This window comes from Trichocoleus sp. FACHB-591, from assembly GCF_014695845.1.
GTDB lineage: Bacteria > Cyanobacteriota > Cyanobacteriia > FACHB-46 > FACHB-46 > Trichocoleus.
Map to the genome: position 1 here is coordinate 31,744 of NZ_JACJPA010000072.1, position 20,125 is coordinate 51,868.

At 49.8% G+C, this 20,125-nt stretch carries 19 protein-coding genes; 6 read left to right on the forward strand and 13 right to left on the reverse strand.

What is annotated here, in order from left to right; translation table 11 throughout:
- The first annotated feature begins 64 nt into the window (after nucleotides 1-64).
- Nucleotides 65-670: a CAP domain-containing protein gene (locus tag H6F90_RS12905; RefSeq protein ID WP_190552871.1), complete on the forward strand. Its 606-nt coding sequence runs from the start codon at nucleotides 65-67 to the stop codon at nucleotides 668-670.
- 19 nt (nucleotides 671-689) lie between these two features.
- Here the strand turns inward: H6F90_RS12905 and H6F90_RS12910 are convergent, their stop codons facing one another.
- The 3 genes from H6F90_RS12910 to H6F90_RS12920 all read right to left on the reverse strand — a co-directional run bounded on the left by H6F90_RS12910 (nucleotide 690) and on the right by H6F90_RS12920 (nucleotide 6,685).
- The gene (locus H6F90_RS12910; protein ID WP_190552872.1) at nucleotides 690-977 is read right to left on the reverse strand and encodes a DUF1816 domain-containing protein; all 288 of its coding nucleotides are present in this window, start codon (nucleotides 975-977) and stop codon (nucleotides 690-692) included.
- A gap of 540 nt (nucleotides 978-1,517) precedes the next feature.
- Nucleotides 1,518-4,247, reverse strand: coding sequence for an EAL domain-containing protein (locus H6F90_RS12915; protein ID WP_190552873.1), 2,730 nt, complete (start codon nucleotides 4,245-4,247; stop codon nucleotides 1,518-1,520).
- A 341-nt stretch (nucleotides 4,248-4,588) separates the two neighbouring features.
- The gene (locus tag H6F90_RS12920) at nucleotides 4,589-6,685 is read right to left on the reverse strand and encodes a M3 family metallopeptidase (RefSeq protein WP_190552874.1); all 2,097 of its coding nucleotides are present in this window, start codon (nucleotides 6,683-6,685) and stop codon (nucleotides 4,589-4,591) included.
- A 202-nt stretch (nucleotides 6,686-6,887) separates the two neighbouring features.
- Here H6F90_RS12920 and H6F90_RS12925 point away from each other — a divergent pair, with 202 nt between their 5' ends.
- Nucleotides 6,888-7,505, forward strand: coding sequence for a hypothetical protein (locus H6F90_RS12925; protein ID WP_190552875.1), 618 nt, complete (start codon nucleotides 6,888-6,890; stop codon nucleotides 7,503-7,505).
- Between the two features lie 232 nt (nucleotides 7,506-7,737).
- Complete coding sequence (locus tag H6F90_RS12930) at nucleotides 7,738-8,487, forward strand: hypothetical protein (RefSeq protein WP_190552876.1); 750 nt, start codon at nucleotides 7,738-7,740, stop codon at nucleotides 8,485-8,487.
- An 83-nt stretch (nucleotides 8,488-8,570) separates the two neighbouring features.
- Here H6F90_RS12930 and H6F90_RS12935 read toward each other — a convergent pair whose 3' ends face one another.
- Together H6F90_RS12935 and H6F90_RS12940 are read right to left on the reverse strand one after the other, a co-directional pair.
- A complete protein-coding gene (locus H6F90_RS12935) occupies nucleotides 8,571-9,956 on the reverse strand; it encodes an aminopeptidase P family protein (protein WP_190552877.1) in 1,386 nt (461 codons plus the stop codon).
- Between the two features lie 18 nt (nucleotides 9,957-9,974).
- A complete protein-coding gene (locus H6F90_RS12940; RefSeq protein ID WP_190432438.1) occupies nucleotides 9,975-10,589 on the reverse strand; it encodes a TetR/AcrR family transcriptional regulator in 615 nt (204 codons plus the stop codon).
- A 464-nt stretch (nucleotides 10,590-11,053) separates the two neighbouring features.
- On the opposite strand from H6F90_RS12940, the gene H6F90_RS12945 reads away from it, so the two are divergent.
- Nucleotides 11,054-11,500 (forward strand): Hsp20/alpha crystallin family protein, encoded by a 447-nt coding sequence (locus H6F90_RS12945; RefSeq protein ID WP_190552878.1) that lies wholly within the window; start codon nucleotides 11,054-11,056, stop codon nucleotides 11,498-11,500.
- 130 nt (nucleotides 11,501-11,630) lie between these two features.
- On the opposite strand, the gene H6F90_RS12950 is transcribed toward H6F90_RS12945, so the two are convergent.
- On the reverse strand, nucleotides 11,631-11,834 hold the full coding sequence (locus tag H6F90_RS12950) for a hypothetical protein (protein WP_190552879.1): 204 nt from the start codon (nucleotides 11,832-11,834) through the stop codon (nucleotides 11,631-11,633).
- Between the two features lie 74 nt (nucleotides 11,835-11,908).
- On the opposite strand from H6F90_RS12950, the gene H6F90_RS12955 reads away from it, so the two are divergent.
- Nucleotides 11,909-12,445: a phycobiliprotein lyase gene (locus H6F90_RS12955; RefSeq protein WP_190552880.1), complete on the forward strand. Its 537-nt coding sequence runs from the start codon at nucleotides 11,909-11,911 to the stop codon at nucleotides 12,443-12,445.
- A 64-nt stretch (nucleotides 12,446-12,509) separates the two neighbouring features.
- On the opposite strand, the gene H6F90_RS12960 is transcribed toward H6F90_RS12955, so the two are convergent.
- From H6F90_RS12960 to H6F90_RS12975, 4 genes are all read right to left on the reverse strand, one after another.
- On the reverse strand, nucleotides 12,510-14,225 hold the full coding sequence (locus tag H6F90_RS12960) for a diflavin flavoprotein (protein WP_190552881.1): 1,716 nt from the start codon (nucleotides 14,223-14,225) through the stop codon (nucleotides 12,510-12,512).
- On the reverse strand, nucleotides 14,212-14,901 hold the full coding sequence (locus tag H6F90_RS12965) for a hypothetical protein (RefSeq protein ID WP_190552882.1): 690 nt from the start codon (nucleotides 14,899-14,901) through the stop codon (nucleotides 14,212-14,214). The genes H6F90_RS12960 and H6F90_RS12965 overlap by 14 nt, the downstream gene beginning before the upstream one ends.
- Nucleotides 14,898-15,221 carry a hypothetical protein gene (locus tag H6F90_RS12970; protein ID WP_190432428.1) on the reverse strand — a complete coding sequence of 108 codons (324 nt, stop codon included), beginning with the start codon at nucleotides 15,219-15,221 and terminating at the stop codon, nucleotides 14,898-14,900. The genes H6F90_RS12965 and H6F90_RS12970 overlap by 4 nt, the downstream gene beginning before the upstream one ends.
- A gap of 194 nt (nucleotides 15,222-15,415) precedes the next feature.
- Complete coding sequence (locus H6F90_RS12975; protein WP_190552883.1) at nucleotides 15,416-17,143, reverse strand: diflavin flavoprotein; 1,728 nt, start codon at nucleotides 17,141-17,143, stop codon at nucleotides 15,416-15,418.
- A 131-nt stretch (nucleotides 17,144-17,274) separates the two neighbouring features.
- Here H6F90_RS12975 and H6F90_RS12980 point away from each other — a divergent pair, with 131 nt between their 5' ends.
- Complete coding sequence (locus tag H6F90_RS12980; RefSeq protein ID WP_190552884.1) at nucleotides 17,275-18,078, forward strand: pantothenate kinase; 804 nt, start codon at nucleotides 17,275-17,277, stop codon at nucleotides 18,076-18,078.
- Here H6F90_RS12980 and H6F90_RS12985 read toward each other — a convergent pair.
- The 3 genes from H6F90_RS12985 to bcp form a co-directional block, all read right to left on the reverse strand.
- Complete coding sequence (locus tag H6F90_RS12985) at nucleotides 18,070-18,888, reverse strand: alpha/beta fold hydrolase (protein ID WP_190552885.1); 819 nt, start codon at nucleotides 18,886-18,888, stop codon at nucleotides 18,070-18,072. The genes H6F90_RS12980 and H6F90_RS12985 overlap by 9 nt on opposite strands.
- Nucleotides 18,889-19,107: 219 nt before the next feature.
- The gene (locus tag H6F90_RS12990; protein WP_190552886.1) at nucleotides 19,108-19,563 is read right to left on the reverse strand and encodes an NUDIX domain-containing protein; all 456 of its coding nucleotides are present in this window, start codon (nucleotides 19,561-19,563) and stop codon (nucleotides 19,108-19,110) included.
- Between the two features lie 79 nt (nucleotides 19,564-19,642).
- Nucleotides 19,643-20,104: a thioredoxin-dependent thiol peroxidase gene (gene bcp, locus H6F90_RS12995; RefSeq protein ID WP_190552887.1), complete on the reverse strand. Its 462-nt coding sequence runs from the start codon at nucleotides 20,102-20,104 to the stop codon at nucleotides 19,643-19,645.
- Nucleotides 20,105-20,125: the final 21 nt, after the last annotated feature.

Below are 20,125 nucleotides of genomic sequence, written 5' to 3' on the forward strand. Positions count from 1 at the left end.
CTTTGCACTGTTTCTCCAAGAACTGATGATTAAGCTGCTGGGACATACTGAATTGCATAGGCCAATGGTCATTAACAAATTACCTATCTGGCTCATGGGTGGAGCGATCGCCTTGAACTTGATGGGGTGCGAATCGCTGAATCAAGTACTTCCCAACTTGCCATTGCCCTCTAGTTTTCCAACTCAGTTACCTACAGCTTCCTCTGCGTCTCCGTCCCCTGGGAACTCATCTGCCACGGTTCAGTCGCCTGCGATCGCGGAGATGGAGACAACAGTACGACAACGCATTAATGAAATTCGGCAGGAGCAAGGATTAAAACCGCTCCAAAACAATGACCGTTTGGCTCAGGTCGCTCGCGATTACAGTCGCCTCATGGCCGAGAAAAACTTTTTTAGCCACACTGGACCCGACGGCCGCAATGTTGGGCAACGAGTTCAAGCCGCAGGCATTATCTATTGGATCGTGGGTGAGAACTTATTTAAGAGCGTCAATATTCCCAACCCTGGACCTGTGGCTGTTAAAGGGTGGATGGAAAGCCCGGGCCATCGAGAAAACATCCTCACCGCCCCATATAGCGAGACAGGGGTGGGAGTTTGGCAGCAGGGAGACAGCTACTACTTCACGCAATTGTTTTTGCGTCCACCCAGTCTGCCTGCGCTGTTCGAGTAGGCGTCGAGTAGGCGATCGCCTAGCTATAAGTCAACTGTTCTTCTTCCACAATCGTCAGTTCTTTAGGCTGGCACCATTTCACCTGGACTGCAACGACCTTACTGCCTTCTCCCTCTAGATCTTCCACATACCCAGATTGAGCGTGATTGGCTTCTTCAACATTGCTGAAAGGACCAAAGTAATAGGTGCCTTTAGGCTGGGAGGTGACAATCTCGACCCACCAAGCAGAATCTTTCTGAACTTGCTTGCGACTAAGCAGCAAGAAGAGCACCACGCAAAAAACGAAAAACACAAAGAATCCAAACATAATTTAAATAGCTCAATAAAAACTTTTCAACTTTTCAACAATCAAACAACTGATTTGTTACCACCCCATTGATTCTGAGACAGCTCAAAATTTGGGTCTGCAATTGATTGGAATAGAAAATCTTGCTTCAGTTAATGAATTCCATGATTCATTTACAACTGTTCTAGACTGGTCTGGGTTAAAGGCATGACTGCAAGCTGAATAGCATTGATGAGCATGGAATTCAGTTTCGGTTCAGGTCCTCAGGCCAGGAGTTGTTTTAGGATAGGCTGGGCTCTTGCTGACATTAATCATTCTTGAGGATGGATTTAACTCCAAACAGTCAACAACGTTACGTATTTCTCAGGACCGAATCTTAGCAGGCTACGATCGCTATTTAGTTCAAGTTCTAAGAGCTGCCTTTGTTGAATTAAGCATGTTTTTGGGTTTAGTCTTCAAAATTTTAGATTGATTTTGATCCCATCTCAGTAGCAAGCAAAACAGTGACCTGTAAAATTTGATAGCCCATAGCGCCAGCGATCGCGGCCTCTCGCTCATTGGTTATGCCTCTGAGGTGGGAGCGGTAGAAAAAGGCCGAGGGTGGGCGATGCCGTAACCTTGAGCGTAGTCCACTCCCAGCGCTTTAATCACCTCAAAAATGCGATCGTTTTCAACAAACTCAGCAATAGTTTGTAAGCCCATGACGTGTCCCACTTGGTTGATGGCTTCTGTCATGGCCATGTCCGTCGGGTCTTCTAGAATATCTTTAATAAAGTTGCCATCAATCTTAAGGTAGTCTACGGGTAAGCTCTTCAGGTAGGCAAATGAAGACATACCAGAACCAAAATCATCAAGCGCAAAGCGGCACCCTAACTGCTTCAGTTCGCGCATCAGTTGGATTGCCTTGTTCAAGTTGGCGATCGCCACTGTTTCTGTAATTTCAAAACAGATGACTTGAGGTGGAACCTGATGCAGCGCAAATTGCTCATGAAGAAAATCGATGAATTGATCGTCATTGATACTCGCGCCTGAGAGGTTAATTGCATAAAGGCAGCGATCGGGAGCAGATTGGCAACGCTGCCAAGCGGCACGGTAATGTTGCCCTTGAGCCGCAAACAACGTGCGAATCACCCAGCGATCGATTAAGTGCATCAAGTTATAGCGTTCCGCAGCTGGCAGAAATGCCATTGGCGGCACTACTTTACCTGTCTCATCCCGGAGCCGCAGCAAAACCTCGTAGTGCTCTTCCTGAAGCTGGGCCTGCTGAGTCGCCACAATCGGCTGGTAATAAAGGCAGAAACGGTCTTCCTCTAAAGCCTGAGTAATGCGGACCGCCCACTGCATTTCCCCCTGTTGTTTTGCCAACTCCATATCGTCGGCTTGGTAAAGGTGAACGCGGTTACGACCTCGGCTTTTGGCAGCGTAGCAAGCAGCATCAGCCGCGCTAAGAACGCTATTGAGGTCCGCTTCTTTCTGGTCGATCATGGTCAAACCGATGCTCACCCCCAAGCTAAAGGTTTGCCCTTGCCAGAGAAACCGGAACTCTTGCAAACTCCAACGCAAGGCATTGGCAATCTTGAGCGCTTGGTCGAGTTGACAGTTATACAGGAGCAGACCAAACTCATCTCCGCCTAACCGCGCTAAAATATCGGTCGATCGCACTTGAGCTTGTAGAGTCGCTGCAATCTGGCGCAGTAACTCATCTCCCGCTCGGTGACCACAAGTATCATTAATGATTTTGAACTGATCCAAATCGAGATAACACAGGTAATGTGGTTGGCTTTGCGTCGAGACACTGGTAATGGCTTGCTCTAGACACCGCTCAAATTCTCGGCGGTTGGCGAGTCCAGTGAGGGCATCATGGCTGGCCTGCCAAGCTAGACGTTGTTCACTCTCGCGCAAGGCATCCTCAGCCTGCTTACGCTCAGTGATATCTCGCACCACCATACAAAAAGCTTCTCTACCCGCATAGGCAATCAAGTTGGCATTTACCTCTACATGCACCAGACCGCCCCAGCGATCGCAGTACTGTTGCTGGCTAGCGAGATGGGTTTCTCCTTGCAGCAAAGGCTGCATGGCTTGGTCTAGCGCCGCGCGCTCTAGAACAGCAACATCATAAAGGGTGAGTTCTAGGAGTTGCGAAACGCTGTAGCCTAACAGTTGCAAAAAGGACGCATTAGCTTCCAAAAACTGTTTTGTCTGAGCATCAATCAGAAAAATCCCTTCTGAGGCTTGAGTCACCACTGCTCGATAGCGAGCCTCCCGTTCTTGGCACTCATGCTGAAACAGAATTAGCTTTTCTAGCAACAGTTGAGTAATAGCTCCAAAAACCAGACCAATCACCACCAAGAAGATGACTAAGTAAAACAGAGGCCGATGCCCCTGTTCATAAATGCTGCGAGTTAACTCAACTCGCACGAGTAAGGCAGGCTGGTCATAAATATCGTTTACCAACGCATAGCCCGCCACCTTTTCCTGGTTCAGAGGGCGCACTAGCGAGGGGTTCTTAAGAGACAAAGCGGCTCGTGCCGAAGCAAAATCAGATGGGAGTTGGGCTGCGTCAATCCGATGAATCGTGATCGGATAGCCAGTGATCTGGGTGAATTGATTCACCTTTGCTAGATCTAAATAGCGCCCAAAGATGACCGTACCCCGTATAGGCCCTTTTCCATTACTAGGCAAAATTGGTTGAGCCGTCACTAGCATTGGTCCATTGGGCAATAAGACCAGCCCTTGACGATACTCACCTGGTGGCAAAGCTTGTAGGAGTGCACTCCCAGGAAATAGCTGTTGCTGTAGTGCGAGGGGGAGCAAGGTTTTTTGCTGCTTGCCTATATCAAAGCCTGTCGCGTAAACAATGTGATTGGCTGTGTTGACGAAAGCAACTGCATTGACTTTCAAAGCTGAGAGCTGCTCTGCAATTAGATTGGCTTTGATGTATTGCGGATTAGCATCTTCTACAAACCTATAGGTGTCATCCCAAGCAGACCAATCTGTAAACCGACCGCTAAAGTCATTTTCAGTCCCAGCAATGGTATCGAGGACACCATGCAAAGCTAAGCGAGTATCTTGTTCTTCTGCTTTACGCAAGCTACTCATCAAGACAGTGGATGAGGCGGCATACAAGACAGTTAGCAAACTAGTGAGCGTCAAGCTAACCGCCAACAGAGTTTTTCGCCGCAAAGCCGCTGTTTGTTGCTTGGAAGCAGAAAGCTGGTGGCTCTCCTTCCACCATTTAGGCTGCATGTTTGACCAAAGGCTGGGCTTACCAGGGGAAGTTGGCAGGGCCATTTTAATACTTGAGGTTTTCGAAGATTGATTATCAAGAGCTTGACTTACCAAGGTTGCCCACCTTCTGCCACTGCTAAGTTTTGTCGCTCAGCCAGTCTGGATTACAGATCTCGCTTGCTTTAGCTCTAGTCTCATCTGAAAGATCGATGGCTGAGACGGTGAAATTAGCTGAATTTCGATCGGCTGTTTGACGGTTTTTCGATTAGATATTCCGGTAAATACGGAGAAGAGGGGCATCTAACCTATAGATACCCCTCTTCGATTCAAGAGAAACAATAGACTGCTGGCAGCATCAAAAAATCTAAAAAATCTGATTTGCCAGAAGTTTAACTAGATTTAGACTACGCTGCCACTAAACCACTATGACGGAGGAGTGGCTCGGTGTTGGGTTCTCGACCCCGGAAGGCTTTGAACACCTCCATCGGGTGTTGGCTGCCACCCAGGGCTAGAACAGTTTCTCGGAAGCGCTTGCCTGTATCTGCGATCGCCTCTGAGTTCTCTAATCCTGCTTCCTCAAAAGCTGCAAAAGCATCAGCGCTAAGAACTTCTGCCCACTTGTAGCTGTAGTATCCAGCCGCATATCCCCCGGCAAAGATGTGACCAAACGCGCAGAGAAAGTCATCTTCGGGGAGCGGTGGCATCACGGTTGTAGTCTCAGCGAGACGTTGACGCACATCTTGCACCGTTTCGCTGCCACCCGGTTGATAGTGGGCGTGGAGGACGAGATCGAGCAAGCTGAAGTGGAGTTGCCGCAACATGCCGCTACCGCTCATGTAGTTACGCGCTGACACAAGCTTGTCGTAGTAGTGCTCTGGCAGGGTTTCGCCCGTTTCGTAGTGCTTCGCCATGCTGAATAAAGTGGCGCGATCGTAGCACCAGTTCTCCATAAACTGGCTGGGCAACTCCACAGCATCCCATTCGATGTTGCGAATGCCAGCGGCTCCAGAGTGATCGACTTTGGTCAGCATGTGCTGAAGACCGTGACCGAACTCATGGAACAGCGTTTCCACTTCGCGGAAATTCATCAAGCTGGGCTTGCCATCAATGGGAGGCGTTTGGTTGCAGACCAAGTAAGCTACAGGCAGACGAGTACTAGCTTTCCCTTCCACCGTCAGCTTGGCCCGATTGACGCAATCATCCATCCAGGCACCTCCACGCTTCTCAGCAGGACGGCTGTAGGCATCGAGGTAGAAGTACGCGATCGCCTCTCCCGACTCATCGGAGATTTGGAAGTAACGCACGTCTTCGTGCCACACCGGAGCTTGACCATCGGCAGCGGTAATGGTGACACCGAACAGCCGCTTGGCGAGACCAAACAAACCGTCTAAAACTTGGGGCAAGGGGAAGTAAGGGCGCAGTTCTTCGTCGTTGAAGGCAAACTTTTCTTCCCGCTGACGCTCAGCCCAGTAGCTCACATCCCAATGCTTCAGCTCACCGGATTCTCCTTTGGAGGCGGCATAAGCTTTCAGGTCAGCCAAATCTTTAACCGCGGCATCGTAGCTCACTTGACGCAGTTCTTCCATCAGCTGCTCCACCGCCGCCACGTTGGGAGCCATCTTGCTGGCTAAGCTGAGTTCGGCATAGTTATCAAAGCCGAGCAGTTGGGCTTGCTCTTTCCGTAAGGTCAGGATGCGATCGATCAGCGGTTTATTGTCGAGGTCACCCTCTGAAGCGCGGCTGACGAAGGCTTTATAGAGTTTTTCACGCAAATCGGAGCGAGTGCTGTGTTGCATGAATGGGCCGTAGCTGGGGAAGTCAAGGGTGATCCGCCAAGGGCCACTTTCTGCGGTGGCATTTTCTTCTCCAGCGGCACGGGCAGCTTGGGCAGCCAGACTCAGCGAGCTAGGAGGTAGCCCGTCCACTTCTTCCGGGGTGGTCAGCGTCATGCTGAAGGCTTTGGTGGCGTCCAACACGTGGTTAGAGAACTGAGTAGATAGCTCTGCCATTTCCATTTGAATGGCATTGAAGCGCTCTTTGGCTTCGCCTTCTAACCCGACACCAGACAGCTCCGCCTCCCGAATTGCAGCTTCGACGATCCGTTTTTGAGCAGGTTCTAAGTTAGTCCAAGCATCACTATCGCGCAGCGCTTTGAAGCCTTCATAGACAGGTTTGCTTTGACCAAGTTTGGTCCAGAACTGCACCACATGGGGCTGCATGGTTTCATGGGCTTCCCGCATTTCCGGGCTGTTTCTCACCCCCATCAAGTGCCCAACGATCCCCCAACTCCAACCCATGCGATCGCTCAGACGATCAAGGGGTTCGACCAAGCTGCTCCAAGTCGGCTGCACATTCGCTTCTAGAGTCACCAGTTCTTGCTCTAGCTCTTGCAGCAATTGGGTAATGGCTGGAACCACATGCTCTGGCTTGATGGCATCGAAGGGGGGCAGTCCTTTACCAATCAGCAAGGGATTTTGGGTGAGGGTGGCACTTGCACTCATAAGTTATTTTTCTTCGGCATATCTATTACTCCCCACTGTAACGAATGCCTGACATAGACAACCAGTTCGGAAATCCCACAAGCGATCGCCCCTCCTCTAGTTGGAAAAGCGATCGCACCTACCGTATAAATCTTGCCAAGGATTAAAGCTAATACAAATTCTGGGAAATCGTTGCCTGTGATGTATTCACAGGAATGACGTGGTGAAATTTGTGATGAACTCTAGTATGAATCCCAGAAGCTTGGACCCTCAGCTTTTTAATTTAGTAGAACTATATCCTTATGAGGATGAGGGTAAGCAGTGGCATAAGCTGATGGAATTTGCCATGAATCATGCAGATGAGGTTGAATTCGCTGCAAGCATCACCAAAACAATGGTTAATCGTGATGGCAGCTCGATTGGGTTAGAGGAAGTTCTATCTAAGTTGCAGAAAACGGTGTTTGCTTCGGATGTAGATAGTGCCGAAAAGATGGAAAAACGGTGGCACGATTTTATTCAGGATTCACCAGATAAACCCTGGAAGTGGCGGGAGTATCAGTGGTGTCCAGCTGAAATCCGCTCATCGCTAAAGGAAAGCTATACGAGTTGTGAGCGATGGGGGTGTGAACAGCCCTTTGAGACAACTTTCTTTCGTTTTCATTTGACCCCAGAAGTCAAAACATTTCTACGCTCTGTGGGGCAGCTGACTAATTGGTGTTCTACCGATAATTTACCTGAAGATCCCTCATTTTACTGCGGTGATAAGTTAATCCTCTGGACAATTAGCCATGAGAATATGGCCTATTGTTCGCCAACGGAAGATTTTCCGATCTCGCAGTAGGTAAATAGCAACTCTCAGATGAAAAGCGATCGCCCCTCCTCCAGTTAGAAAAGCGATCGCCTTCCAATCAGCAATCAAACTTTATGATTGAAATATGCCTAGAAACTTTTATACTTGTCCGAAATCACAGAAGTAAGTATAGAAGTTGTTTAGGGTTGAGATCGCCTTGCTCAGCCCTTGCTAAGGGGGAAGTTTAGGTACTCACCTCTCCACCCATTCCAGAAATTCAGTTATGCAATCTACTGTCACAAAAAACACCTTAACGGCATTGTTGTGTCGCCCCATTATTCCGAGTATCAAAACCCTAGTAGGTGCATTGATACTAGTTGGAGCAACTGCCTTGCCCGTTTTAGCTTGTGGAGGTGGTTCTGAAGGTGCCGTGATTTTACTTGCATTTCCTCTAGGTGTTGCAGCGATTTTTTACGGGTTGCCTCTGCTGCTGAGCCTTCTGATTGAATCAGCAATCTTGCACTATCAGGAGTCAGTGGGGTGGCTCAAATCTTTTGGGTTATCTTTACTAGTCAATATTGGCGGGTTGATTGCCGTTGTGTTTGGGACAGTAATATCCTTTGGTTTACCACCCTTCGGTTTTATAACTTTGGCATTTCAAGGTGTCATATTAGGGCTAATGCTGACCACGTTTTGCCGCCGAACAGGATACTTTCTAGGGCTAACCAAAGGTTTAGGACAAATATGTGTTTATCCCTTTTTCATTGGGATGAGCTACGGTAGTTTGGCTCTAGACCGCATTGTTGAGACTTCTCAAGAACCAGATGTGCTCTTACCACCCATTGCAGGTTTATTGCTGATTGGATTTTTGTTTAATCTGATTGTTGAAGGCTGGATTCTTTCGCTATTAATGCCAAAACTTCGTCCTCAACTCGCCTCTACGGTTGTTTCAATGAATGTCTGGTCCTACGGGATATTGCCTGCGTCAATGCTGCTCTCAAAATACCTTCAAGGAATGCCTCTGTTTAGCTAATTCCTTGATCCGAATCCCCACACATTTGATCATTGGGTGAGCCGAGCGCAGTTGATGATACTTCGATCGCCCGATCGCCCTATTTATTCGCCCGTGACCAATTGTTCGATCGCATCTGCTTTAGTAGGGAGCGCTGCTGTTAAGACCTCAGAAGCTGATTCCGTCACCAACACATCATCTTCAATCCGAATCCCGCGCACATCGGCAAACTGGGCCAAGCGATCCCAATTCACTACATCCTTGTAGCGCGACCGCCGTTCAGGGTCATTGAGAATTGCAGGCACTTGATAGAACCCAGGTTCAATCGTTACTAGCATCCCTGGACGTAACGGGCGATCGAGCCTTAAGTAACAGAGGCCAAAGCGATCGCTGCGTCTTCTGCCTGCTTCGTACCCCGCCAAGTCGCCCAAATCTTCCATATCATGCACATCCATCCCCAAGATGTGACCCACACCGTGGGGGAAGAACAGTGCATGAGCATCCATCGCGACGAGATCTTCAGGTTTGCCGCGCAAAATGCCCAAATCTAACAAACCTGCGGCAATGATTAGGGCTGCGCTGAGATGGATGTCGCGATACTCTACTCCGGGTTCTAGCTTGGCAATGCAAATATCGTGAGCTGCCAGAACCACCTCATAGAGGACTCGTTGCGTGGGTGAAAACTTACCGGAAACAGGCCAAGTGCGGGTGACATCTGCGGCCCAGCCGCTCGTCGTTTCTGCCCCCACATCTGCCAAGAGCAAATCTCCTGGCTTCAGAGCATGGTGATATTGCTCATTGTGCAGCACCTCACCCTGCACCGTGACAATGCTGTTGTAAGCACAGGTCATATTCTGCGCCACAAACACGCTTTCCATGGAGGCTCGGACTGCCGCTTCGGTTTTAGCACCGGGAGTCACTGCCATCCCAACTCGATGAGCATTCACTGTGGCGACTGCTGCTTTCTTCAATTCCGCGATCGCCTCAGGATCATGAGTGAGGCGCAGAATTGCGATCGCCTGAGCTAGCGCCAAATCATTTCCGGTGAGATGATTGGCAAGAGGAAGCGATCGCTCCAGAATTTGCGCCTGTTGCTGGCGAGTGGCTGCATCTTGCACCGGAATTGTCGCCACGCCAGTTGCTCGCATCGCTAAATCGGCTAAGGGAAACGCAGCATCCGCACCAATGGCTGTAGCAATCTCGTCACGACTGGGAGTCGGGCCGTGCCAGAGAGCGCTCGCAGGCGTACCTTCATCGATGAATAGTTCCAGCTTCCCTGCTTCTAGCCGAATTGCTGCGTTTTCCAGCGGTAAGCCTGCAAAGTAGAGAAAGTGGCTACTGGCCCGAAATGGATACACGTTGGCGGGAAAGTTACGAGAACTGCGGCCACCAGACCACAGCACCACAGGGCCATCCAACAAAGCGGCTAAGCGCTGATGGCGATCGCGCAAGGCATTGGCAAGCGCTTCAGAATTGCTAGGAATTTGCATAACTAGACCGTAGCAGCTCTACTCTTTAACCAAAACCCCATTCAAGAAAATATCAGCTAAACCTTCGGCCATTTCCTGCATGGCTTTCGGGGATGCCTTCTCACCCATGACGGTGTCTTGACTAAAGCCCGCGATTGTAAACATGCCCAGGAAGATGCGAGCCACTATTCTCGGATTCATGGGGCGATAAACACCGCGATCCATTGCGGTCTGGAAGAAGGCTTCGGCCACATCCGTCATCTTATCGACCACTTCTAGTTGGATGCGATCGCGCAAATCAGGGTGGAACTGCGCTTCCATAAAGCAAACCCGCAACATGTCCATATTCTGGTGCAGGTTCAGCATCCGTCGTCGCATCACCTGGGCCACGGCCTTATAGCTGCCCATTTCGCTCAGCTCAGTCAGCAAATCCGTCAGGATCTCTATCCATCCCTGCGTGGCAACTTCAATCAAGATTGCCTTCTTGTTAGAAAAATGCCGAAACAGCGTCCCCTCTGCTACCCCCGCCGCTTGAGCTAGATCTCGCGTGGTCGTACCGTCGTAACCTTGGCGCGAGAATAATCGCTGAGCAGCTTGCAGAATCCGAGTTCGCGTCTCTGCTTCCGATTGGGGCGGTCGATTGCCAATTCGCATAAAGCTTAAAAAATGGGGATCATGCTGTTAAAGCAAGTATCGTTATTTTCTATCAAGTGAGCAATCAATCCGCAAAAGTTTCACATAACCTTACATAAGTTGCAACTTCGTGATTTACTGCTTGAACATTAACTCATGATCACTACTAAATGTCAGTAAGAAAGTCCTAAAAACTAGCGATCGCGAGCCACCCAAACACCCGCTTTTTCACGCATTTTCATTCGCCACAAGACCCTTCGATTGACTATCAACAAAGTCGAAAGAATCTGCCTTTTGCAGTGCGGTAATTGCGATCGCTTCTTGGGAAAGAACCGAACAACCTAAACTTTTTAACTCGCTATTTTGATACTTAGAGAGAGTTGGATGAACTGGCTAGAACCTCTACAGAGCAGAGCTTAACAAGGTTGAATCAATGAGCTAGTTGCAGTCTCACTCTCCTACATCAAGTATTGGAGGTAAAACATATGGCACTCGTACGTTGGGAACCCTTCCGCGAAGTTAATAGCCTACAGCGAGAAATGAATCGACTCTTCGATCGCCTAGCTAATGGAGATGAAGGAGATTTAACTAATACTAGAACTCCTTTTATCCCAGCCGCAGAAATCTATGAAACAGGTGACGCAATTCAACTCAAAGTTGAAGTACCTGGGCTAGAAGCCCAAGACCTAGACGTACAAGTTTCTGCTGAGGCTGTTTCTATCCGAGGTGAGCGGAAATCTGAAACTAAAACGGAAGAAAAAGGCATGATTCACTCGGAATTTCGTTATGGTCAATTCCAGCGTGTCATCCCCCTCCCCAACCAAGTTAAGAACGAGCAAGTAGAAGCAGAATTCAAGAATGGTGTTCTGACTTTAACCTTGCCCAAAGTTGATGGAGAGAAAAACAAAGTCGTTAAAGTCAACCTAGGCTAAACCTAGTATGTCAGGGCGAGAGGTCATCAAGTTCTCCATAGGCTACGGCATGACTTCACTCAGGCTCAATGCGATCGCCCTGACAACTCGATAAATTCGCCTCAATCTCTAGGCTCAAAAACTTAGTTTGTCAAGCCCGTAACAGCGGGCTTTCTTGTTGTGGAGATAGAGTAACCAAGCCTATTGCTCCATCAAGCAGTCTATCAAGAGCAGGTTTTGCGATCGCTCTCTCACTGGATGTAGAGCTTGTAATCCAGGTAAACTCTGGCTGACGGCGGATGACAAGAACCGAAGTGTCTTTCACCGTAGGAACATCAGTTACAAACTTGTTCACCTAGAATGGCTACGATAAGTAATATTAAGAATAGTAAATAAATTCTACCGTACTTCGTAAGGGGACTGATTCCGGTGGCACCACTTCTACAGTTTGCAAAAACGACAGAGGAATCTTTGATCGCTGAGTTTTTCCGCAAATCGGAAGGTCAGTGGCGATCGGAACGGCGCTACTACACGCTTCCCGAAGGAGAGACGCAAGAAATGGTGAGCTTCATCACCATTCGCTTCCTGGAAGCAGGTTGTGACGAACTGGCACGCTTGGCAGCCTTGCACGAATTGAGCGATGCCGTCACTCTCACCTGTGGTGCCCATGTCACTTGGGAGAGCCGAGAGTCCATTTCGGGCCGTAAGAAGTCTAAAGGCTCAACGCTGTTCGGAGCGGCGGGCAATATCTTGTATCGCGATCGCGGTTTCGCCACAGTCAAACCTGTGAAAGCGGAATACCACTTTTCAACCCCTCAAACTCTTTGCCTCAAGACTGAATACGACGGTTCGATGTTTGAGGAAGAACTGAAGCTGGTGGGTGACAACTATCGCACTCGCCAAACGATCATCTCTCGTGCGGGCGAGCAGCAGATGATTGGTCAATATCTAGAAAAACGGATATAAAGCTATAGTAAGGCCGAAGTAGGGTGCGTAAGTTACACACCCTGCAATTCAGCATTTAACTACCTTAATAATGGGTGCCAGTTTTGCGGTGGTGGACGGCGGTGAGGGCATTGGACTGTTGCAGGACTTTGCCGTTATCCGCGATCGCGTACAGCAACCAATGATCGCCACATTCCATCCGGTTTTCGATGCGGCATTCTATATAAGCCAGTGCATCTTTAAGGATAGGGGCACCATCGCTAGCGGTTTCTGTTTCTACCCCCTGAAAGCGATCTTCCGCAGGACCGAACGGCTTCAGAAATTGCTTCATTAAACCGATGTGGTTGCCTTCCGCCAGAACGTTGAGTACAAAGCGGCTACCAGGATACATCAAGGATTCGATCGCCCGCTCTTTTGCCACAGCTACAGTCAAGCCAGGCGGGCTAAAGGTGGCTTGAGATACCCAGGAGGCCAACATCGCACTCGCCACCTCTTCTTGCTTCGAGGTAACGATGCAAAGCGAACCGACAATTCGGCCTACCGCTTGCTCCAATGAGGTCGCAGGTTGTCTCGGCTCTCGTACCTTCTTGGCTTTCTTCAGCGCTTGGGCAAAGTCAGTGCCCGCCTCTTCGCACATTTTGATCGTGACTTCTGTGGGTTTGAACTTGACCCGAATTGTCTCGAAGCCCAAGTTATACCCAGCATCCTTAAACTTGCCTTCGATCAAGTCGATCGCCTCCCCGCTCCAACCAAAAGAACCAAACACTCCAGCGAGTTTGTTCTTAGCTGCCGTAGAGAGCACAATTCCTAGTGCGGTTTGAATCGGGGTAGGAGCATGACCACCCAAGGTGGGCGAACCCATGATGAATCCGGCGCACTTCTCCACCGCTGCTTGGATTTCACCCGGTTCAGCAATTTCGCAGTTGATGGATTCTACGCCAACACCTGCTTTGGTAATGCCTCGCGCGATCGCCTGAGCCAGAGTTGCAGTGTTGCCATAGGCCGAGGCGTACAGCAGTGCCACTGAAAGTTCTTGCGATTTCTGCTGTTGGCTCCACTGCTGGTAGTTATGGGTTAGTTCTGTGAGGCCATAGCGTACCAAAGGCCCATGTCCCGGCGCGTAGAACTTGACGCTCAAGTCGGCCAGCTTATCCAGTGCTGTTTCCACTTGACGGGCGTGGGGAGCCATCAAACAGTCGTAGTAGTAGCGGCGATCGTCGCTGAAAACAGTCCAGCCTTCATCAAACACTTGGTCGCCACAAATGTGAGCGCCAAAAAATTTATCAGTGTAGAGAATTTGGGTTTTGGGGTCGTAGGTGCAGAGGCTATCGGGCCAACGGGGGCTAGGTGTGGGAATAAATTGTAAATGGTGCCCTTGACCCAGATCCAAGGTTTCTTCTCCCCGTACCACCAGAATATTGAGTTCTTGTTCGCCCAGTGCCTTGCGGAGAGCGATCGCCCCTGGATTGGAACAAACAAAGGTGATCTGGGGCGCAATGTCGAGCAAGGCTTGCAACGTGATCGCTCGGTTAGGGTTGACGTGCCCCAGAATTACATAATCCAGTTGCTTCAGATTCAGCCGCTTCTTTAACTCGGTGAGATAGGTTTCTGCGAATGACTCACCCGGTGGATCAATCAGAGCAGTTTGGTCCCCACGAACCAGGAAAGAGTTGGCTGTGGTGCCTCGCTGTCGGGCGTACTCAATCTCAAAGCGGAGACGAGTCCAACTGCGCGATCGCAATACGGTTGTATCAAGGGCGATCGGTAAGATTTGTACGTCTCTGGGTTTAGTTTCCACCATAGATTCTCGCTTTGGGAAAATGTTGCTTGAGAAAATTGGGACTACAGCCAAAGCGCAGCAGCATGTTTGGCAAATCTGCGCGTCTAACATCCATCAGCGCCAGAATAGCTTCGGCTTGCGCCGCGCGGGAATTTTTCTTCAAAACTGCATCTAACTTTTCTTGGCGATTTGTCTTTTGCTCTGCGGTCAGTGACACATCATTTCTAAAGTAATTTTCTAAGAAATCAACTCCATCAGTGAGGTCAGGGCAAAGATTTAAGATCCGTTCTACATCTGTCCAAAAGGCGGCGGTGCGACCTGTTTCCTTGGAAGCAATCAAGGCGTAGGCGACGCGAATCAACCGGGCGTAAATAATCTTGATGTCTAACGTAAAAAAGCCCGTGTCAGTCCTAGCGTTCATCAACGTGACAAACCCCACCCCAAAACCTAGCGCTTGGCTCACCAAGGCCCAGTCGATTGTGGGTCGAGTTGACATCGAAGTGGTCATCCAAAATAGGAAGCAAGGAACCAAAAACTGGGCGGCTGCCCACACCCAAACTCCTCCAGTTTTGAAAGGCTCAAAAAAAGGGAGGAATTTGCAGTCGTCTGCTAGCTGTTTAAATGCCACTGCAATATTGATCACCCCTGGAATTGCTAAGACTGAGAGCCAGGGCAACCAATCCATCAATTCATTCACGCTTCCTGATTCAGAGACAAGATAGGGTGTAGATGTAGGTGTCCTTTCGAGGTCAGGATGAAGTAGGTTTTAGAGTTGGAGTGAATTGCCACTGGAGCTTGCGGGTGCCCCCAAGGCAGCAACTGACTCATGAGCCACTGACCATGACCGTGATGGTTTTCAGCGGTCGCTCGGCTGGTGTCAATGTAGCCTTTCTGCCAGAGCTGCTGCACAACTTCGTGCATTTCGCTGATCGGGCAACCCAAGGCATGAGCTAAGTTTTCTACGGTGAGCGGTCTCCGTTCTAGCGCGCTCAAAACCCGCGTTTCATCGACGTTCATAGTCCACCTGTCCGAGTGCTCTTATCGTAGCATCACTCTCTTTGCCTCACTTTAATGTCTTTGTCAACCTGGCGAAACCTCCTTTCGGGTCATTCAAGTTGACCTCTCCCCAACCCTCTCCTACAGGCAAGGGGCTTTAAGTCGTTCTATCTTTCTCCCCTTCCCTGGCAGGGAAGGGGCTGGGGGTTAGGTCTTTAGTAGTGATTGCCCACTTTGCGGTGGTGCACCGCAGTCAGCGCATCAGGGTTAGAAACTCGTCCCTCTTGCACCGTGCTGTAGACGATCCAGTGATCGTTACATTCCATGCGGCTGCTGACCTCACACTCTAGATAAGCCAGCGCTTCAGTGAGAATGGGTGAACCGTTCTGAGCGGGTTGTGTTTTCACCCCAGCAAAGCGATCGGCTCCTGGTGGGAACCGCTTCAGGAAGTGTTTCATTAATCCCAGGTGATTGCCTTCTTCCAGCACATTCAGGACAAAGCGATCGCCCACTTGCATTAGAGATTCGATCGCCCGATCTTTCGCCACTGCGATCGTGAAACCCAGCGGAGTAAAGCTGGCCTGGGCTACCCAGGAGGCTAACATCGCCCCGCCGACATTACCTTTTTTCGCGGTGATGATGTACAGACCGCCGCTGATCCGTCCCAAAGCTTTGTCAAGGTCGCTGTTGAGCGACTTCATCTGTTGGATAGCGCGATCGCGAGTCAACCACTGGCCTAAGTCAGTCCCTGCTTCTTCACAAAGCTGATAGACGGATTCGTTAGGCGTATCCTTAATTCGTATGGCTGGGAAGGCTACAGTCAAGCCCGACTCTCTAAACCGTGTCACCAGTGGGTCAACAGGTTCATCTTCGCCCCCATAGGATTCAAAAATTCCTACGGCTTGCTTATCTTTCGCGGCTGCTAGGACAGTACCCAGAGCTGCTTGAGTAGTAGCTGCTACTGGCCCAGATACAGGAGGTGTGGCGATCGCTAAACCTGCCGACCGACCCACGAGTTCTTGTACTTCTTGGGGGTCTGCGGATTTCAGGTCCATCATCTCGACCGCGACACCCGTTTTGGTAATCCCGCGTGCCAACGCTTGCGAGAGGCGATCGCTGTAACCGTAGTCAGATACGTAGAACACCGCCACGGTTTTTTCTGACTTGGCTTTGGCTTGGCTCCAGTTGCGGTAGCGATCGACCCACTCCGCCACGTTGTAGTACAGCAGCGGCCCGTGTCCAGTGGCAATCTGCTTCACTTCTGGTAGTTCACCCATACGCTTCAGGGCAGACAGCACCGAGCGAGCATTGGGAGCCATCAGACATTCGTAATAGAAACGAAAATCTGCTTCAATTTCACTCAAGTCTTCATCAAAGGTGCGATCGTCGCAGAAGTGCATGCCGAACGCATCGCAGGTGAAGAGAATCTGCGTTTTGGTGTCGTAGCTAAAGATGGTGTCAGGCCAGTGCAGATTGGGCGCGATCACAAACTCCAATTCGTGACCATTGCCCAAGTCAAGGCGATCGCCATTTTTGACAATCTGCCGCTTAAAGGGTTGGTGTACTAAATCTTCGAGAAACTGAATCGCTACCTTGGAACCCACCACCGTCGCTTGGGGAGCTAAGGCTAAGACATCCCGAACTAAGCCGCTATGGTCTGGTTCCGTATGGCTAATCACCAAATAATCGATTTTGGCTGGGTCTACGACTTGAGTTAGCGTCTCCAAGTACAGTTGACGAAACTTCTCGTGAGACGTATCGACCAGCGCAATCTTTTCGCCTTTAATGACAAAGGAGTTGTAGGTCGTGCCATTCTTCAGACCAAACTCGATGTCAAAGCGATCGCGGTCCCAATCTAATGAGCGAATCGTGGTGGTTTCCGCAGCAATTTCGCTCGTTTGTATTGTCAGTCTACGTTGAGCCCGGTCAGTCAGCACTACCATGTAAAATCTCCTCGTCAAACCTGGCTGAGGCGATCGCCTTTTCCTATTGTCACATGTGGATTTAAAAAGCTGGGTTGAAAGACCTGATAGGTAAGTTAAGCAATTCTATATGTATTTATACCTAATCGCTTGTGGATAAGAGCTGGCTCGCTTTGATGATTGGCAATTCTCGGTTGCATTGGGCTTGGTTCGATAGAGACCAATTGCAATCAACCTGGGATAGTGAGCATTTGGTAAACTCTGACCCCCCTAGCCCCCCAAATTTGGAGGGGATTTTAGAAAGAGCTTCACTTAGTAGTAGGGAGAGGGCAGTTAGGCGATCGCGAGAAGAGAACCTTGACGAATTACCGATTGTCTTAGCCTCTGTCGTTCCAGACCAAATCGCCATTTGGCAAGGTTATCCTCATCTACAAATCCTCACGCTTGAACAGATTCTCCTAGAGCACAGCTACCCCACTCTAGGAATCGATCGCGCCTTGGCTTTATGGGGAGCGGGAGAAGTCTACGGTTGGCCTGTCCTGGTGATTGATGCGGGCACAGCGCTCACCTTTACAGGCGGCAATACTGAGCGACAACTCGTTGGGGGGGCGATTCTGCCTGGATTGAGTCTGCAAGTGCGATCGCTGGCTCAGAAAACCGCTGCTCTACCTGCGATCGCCTTACCCGAAACGTTACCAACGCGTTGGGCTAATGATACGCAGGAAGCGATCGCTAGCGGAATTACCCACACGGTTTTAGCGGGAGTAGTAAACTTTATTGAGGCTTGGTGGGAAGAGTTTCCGGGTAGTGCTGTGGTGATAACGGGGGGCGATCGCGCACTGCTACACCATTATTTGCAAAGCCAACATTCTCAACTAGCCGCTCAGATCACCGGTGACCCCAACCTCATTTTTTGGGGCATGAGAGCTTGTCGCGCTGAGTCAGCTTCAGCTTGAAGAGGATGAGATGAAATCTCGGATTTCCTGAGCGACGGCTGCTGGGGCTGTGAGTGGTAGTTCTGCACCACCTTGCGGCACAATTCGCCAGTTCGCAGTGGGTGTTAGCTCAGTATAAGTTTGGCTGAGTAGTTTGGCTGCAAACGTATCTTGTTCACTTTGCAATACTATGACCGGAACCTTGAGCCAATCGAGCCTTCCCTGTAACTGCTCTGCTTGGATCTCACGTCGTCGGCGTTGAAATAGTAAGCGACAAGCAACAGGAGATTTCAGCAGTTGTTTTCGCCATTGGAGAGCACGTTCAACCCGTTTTTGCAGACCTAATAGAGGTGCGATGGGATGCAGCGATCGCAGCAACCAAAACGGCAGGGGGGGTTGAGAGATTAACCACCTAGCCCACCACCAACGCCGCCCCAGCTTCTGCACCTGAATTCCTTCCGGAGCCAACAACACCAAGCCACGTACCTGCTCTAGATACTTCAGGGCATAACTCGCCGCCACCCAAGCCCCTAGAGAATGGCCGACTAGATACACTTGCCGCAAGCGCAAACTTTCTAGATACTCTGCCAGCATCTCGACTTGCAACTCAATCGAATAATGGACTTTTGGTCGCTCCGAATCACCAAATCCCAATAAGTCAGGCACAAAACAGTGGTACTCCCTTCCCAACTGCTCAATTACTGGCACCCATTGACTGCTATCACTCCAAGAGCCGTGCAGAAATACCAGCACTGCTCCCTGACCAATTTCACGCCAGAAAATTTGCCCTTGAGACAGCTTCAATCGAGAATTACGCAGCGGTAGAGACATCTTAATCAAGGAGGAAGGATGAGGGAAGAAGGATGAAACAGGAAGGATGAGGGATGAATGGGCCTAACGTTCATCCTTAGATTACGGCAGTGTCGTAAGTCAATTCAATTTCATTCTTCATAGCAATTGAGAGGAATAACAAAGGCGTTGCAAACAATTTCATCCTTCCTCCTTCATCCCTCATCCTTTCCACTTTTTCCCTCCTCCCTCATCCTTCCACTACGCCAGTGTGGTTAGCCCATTTAAATAATCTTGAAGTTGGCGATCGTGATCGTGGGATAGGTTACCCAAGGGCAGAGCGTCGGGGGCAAAAGCCTGTACTTCCATCACTTCTAAAGTGTCTTGTGCCTGCATTGTTCCTTGCACTTCAGCTTCCACAACTACGCAGACTGAGTGGATTCTAGGATCGCGATCGGGTGCAGAATAAACTCCCACTAACCGTCGAATTTTGACTAGTTCCAGACCTGTTTCTTCCGCCAACTCCCGCCCAACTGTAGTAGGGATATCTTCTCCCCAGTCCACCATGCCACCAGGTAATCCCCATTTCCCATTGTCCTGCCGTCGAATCAGGACAATTCGACCGTCAGGCAGGAGCGGGATGATACTCGTACCAATAATGGGGTGTCGGAAGATCAATCCCAGTACGGTTTGAATCAGATGCCAGAACCGACGCATAAAGCAGGGCTGTCATACGAGCAGAACAATGGAAGCCGAAAGCCGATGCAATTAAACCACGCACCCATTCTTGCAGTCTTCACCCAAGCAAGTGAGCCAGAATTTCTGTGGCATGAGATTCTGGTTTCACCTTGCGGTAAATTTTCTCAATCGTACCATCTGAGCCGATCACAAACGTGTGACGATGTACGCCCATGAATTCTTTGCCCATAAACTTTTTCAACCCATAGCTGCCGTACGCTTGGGCTACTGTGGCATCTTCATCGCACAGTAAGGGAAAGGGCAACTGATATTTCGTCGTAAATTTGGCGTGGGCCTTAGCATGATCGGTACTAATGCCCAAAATCACTACACCTTGGGATTCGTAATCCAAGTAGGCATCCCGAAAGCCGCAAGCTTCCTTAGTGCAGCCAGGAGTGTTGTCTCGTGGGTAAAAGTACAACACAACTCGCTGACCTCTCAAGCCTGACAAGCGGACTAAATTGCCGTGCGTATCCAGCAAACTGAAGTCTGGTGCAAGATCACCAACCTGGAGAGACATAGACACTATTTACGAGGTGAA